The sequence below is a fragment of the Pedobacter sp. 01N416 genome (assembly GCF_056399685.1).
Window position 1 is genome coordinate 1 of sequence record NZ_JBFTRT010001118.1, and the last position, 425, is coordinate 425.

Annotated in this window: 1 protein-coding gene; it reads right to left on the reverse strand. The window is 40.7% G+C overall.

Annotated elements, in window-relative coordinates; genetic code table 11:
• On the reverse strand, positions 1–425 hold a 425-nt coding region (locus AC1DND_RS29510; protein WP_477586601.1), incomplete at both ends, for an aminopeptidase P N-terminal domain-containing protein.

Consider the following 425-nt stretch of genomic DNA (forward strand, 5'->3'; position numbering starts at 1 on the left):
CGTACATGCCAGGTTTTGCCTGTTGCATTACCATTAAATGGATATCGGCCGATATTGCTGCTGCACGGTCTAATTCTTCAATTTCTTCAACAGATTTAATCGATCGTTGTGCCACAACGGCTTTAATAAAACTAAGTGATGCTTTTTCTTTAAGCTGATCGACAGGCAAATTAAGCCAGCTGGCCAATTTAATTTTATTCTCTGAGCGGTAAGGAGGTAAGAAATGAACCTGACGCTTTTTGTCTTGGTATTGCTTAAGATAAGTATCCAGTTGCGCTAAAGGTAGAACTTTGGTTAAGCCGGCATCCAAACTTTTTTCTTCCAATGTTTTCTGTCTGCCCATCCACACGATATCGTCAATTCCCATTTCATCACCGAAAAGGATTACCTGATCTTCATCAAGGTCGATGATAGCGCCCAAAGAT